The 2,060-nt window shown below is 73.9% G+C and carries 2 protein-coding genes and 1 pseudogene; 1 reads left to right on the forward strand and 2 read right to left on the reverse strand.

Annotated elements, in window-relative coordinates:
* Window positions 1-99 precede the first annotated feature (99 nt).
* A complete protein-coding gene (locus JNW87_RS38000) occupies window positions 100-411 on the forward strand; it encodes an MMPL family transporter (protein WP_375373602.1) in 312 nt (103 codons plus the stop codon).
* 122 nt (window positions 412-533) lie between these two features.
* Here the strand turns inward: JNW87_RS38000 and JNW87_RS38005 are convergent, their stop codons facing one another.
* Window positions 534-1,316 carry an endo alpha-1,4 polygalactosaminidase gene (locus JNW87_RS38005; RefSeq protein ID WP_238455398.1) on the reverse strand — a complete coding sequence of 261 codons (783 nt, stop codon included), beginning with the start codon at window positions 1,314-1,316 and terminating at the stop codon, window positions 534-536.
* Window positions 1,317-1,515: 199 nt separating this feature from the next.
* Window positions 1,516-2,060, reverse strand: a pseudogene (locus JNW87_RS38010) (CAP domain-containing protein); the annotation flags it as partial.

The raw sequence follows: 2,060 nt of genomic DNA on the forward strand, positions 1-2,060 counted from the left end.
GGGTGGCGCCCGGACGAGGCTCGTCGGACAGGCCCTCCAGCCGGTCACGCACGAACCGGGCCCGCCACTTGTTCACCGTCTGCGGCCACACCCCGAGCCATGTCGAACCGGGACGCGGTGGCGTACGGGATCAGCTCGTCGGCGGGCGTGGTGACCAGCGCGGCGATCGTGATGGTCGGCGTCTTCGCGATCTTCGCCTCGCTCAGCACGATCGACATGAAGCAGCTCGGCATCGGGCTGGCCGCGGCGATCCTGCTGGACGCCACGATCATCCGGGCGGTCGTGCTGCCGTCCCTGATGACTCTGCTCGGCGACGCGAACTGGTGGGCGCCGCGCTTCCTGCGGGCCCGGGCGGCGACCCCGCCGGCCGACCCGCCCACCCCGGCGCCGGAGCTGGTCGGCGCCCGCTGACCTGCGCCGCATAGGGGCCCCGGGCGCCGGGGCCCCTCGTCACGTCCCGGTCCCGCGCGAGGCCGCGGCGCCGCTGCCGGCTGACCACCATCCGTCACGGACGTCGCCACCGCCCGGGCCGGTCAGGGGAGCGGGCAGGACTCCCGCCAGGCGTCCAGGTCGCGGTCCTTGCGGATGGAGGCGAACCCGTACCCGACGGTGGTCACGCAGAACTCGTCCGGGCTGCCGGTGTACTCGACGTGGAAGACCGGCTTGTGGGCGTCGGTGAAGGGCAGCAGCTTGGCGCACTGCCGCCGCCGGACGCACTCCTCGTTGACCGCGAAGTCGAAGTCCGGCGCCAGCGCGGCGACCTGCGGCACGTCGTTGACCAGGCCGGGGGAGAGGTCGAGGGACCGGGCGAGGGTGGCCAGCCGCCGGTTGAACAGCAACTGGTCGTCGAAGTCGAGCGGAAAGCCGGGCCGGTGCAGATACCCGTCGGCGTCGGCGAGCGCCACCGCCCCGAAGCCCTTGCCCCGGCACAGCCGGAACCGGTCGGCCAGCACCGGTTTCAGCGTGTCCCACTGCCGCACGTCCAGCCAGCGGCTGCCCGGCCGGCCCGCCACTGCGGTGCCGCGGACGGCGGTCGGGAAGCGGCTGGCGTCCGGGTCCGTGCCGGCGTACGTGCCGACCCGCACCTGGCAGACCAGCCGGCGGTCCCGGGCGCGCAGCGCCGCGGTCTCGGTGGAGGTGGTCCGCACCGGATCGAGCAGGAAGACGTCCGCCTCGGCCGTGACGTCGAGCGGGCCGCTGAGCTGCCACTGCCACTGCCACCGGTGGGCCGACTCGACCGGCCACGGGGTGGGTGCCCCGGGCGGGAGCAGTTCGGCCCGGCAGCCGGGCAGCGGGGCGAGCAGCAGCAGCGGCACCAGCGCCGGCAGGTCCGGCGCAGTCCGCGCCGGAGGGCGCGCGCTGGCCGGACCCACGGTGCGGGCCGGCCGGCCGGATCCGCATCGGCAGCTCCCGGGTAGCGGGCGGCACCCCGCCGCCCCTGCCGGTACGCCGGGCTGACCCCGGCGTACCTCACCCGGTCAAACGACCGCGGACCCGGTCACGACTCGCGTTCGGTCAGCGCGGGGTGCCGAAGTCCTGCGTCCAGTACGGCCCGTTGCTCCGCGCCACACCGACGCCGATCTCGGTGAAGGAGCAGTTCAGGATGTTGGCCCGGTGCCCCGGGCTGTTCATCCAGGCGTCCATCACGGCGGCCGGCGTCTGCTGGTTCCAGGCGACGTTCTCGCCGTACGCCCGCCAGGCGTAGCCGACCCGGTCGAGCCGGTCGCGACGTCGCTGCCGTCGCTGCCGTCGTGCGACATGGTCTTGTGGTCGGCCTGGTCCTGGCTGTGTGCCTGGGCCGCCTTCATCAGCTTGTCGTCGATGCTGAGCGCCTTGCAGCCGGCCTTGGCCCGCTCCTTGTTCACCAGGTCGACCACTTCCTGGAGTTCGGCGCTGATCCGGCCGGTCGTGGTGGTGGTGGCGGTGCTGCGGCTCGGTGCGGCGGCGCGGTCGAGCTGACGGGACGGTGCGTGCTGTTCGTCGTTCCGACAAGCGGTGGGCGGCTTCGCTGAAGCAGCTTGACGAGAACCCCGTCTTGGTCTCCGCCTCGGTCCACACGG

Source organism: Micromonospora sp. ATA51 (genome assembly GCF_016802855.1).
Lineage (GTDB): Bacteria > Actinomycetota > Actinomycetes > Mycobacteriales > Micromonosporaceae > Micromonospora > Micromonospora sicca.

Bases quoted from the DNA above. Each gene is read 5' to 3' on its own strand.
- JNW87_RS38000 (WP_375373602.1), top strand. From the start codon at position 100: ATGTCGAACCGGGACGCGGTGGCGTACGGGATCAGCTCGTCGGCGGGC.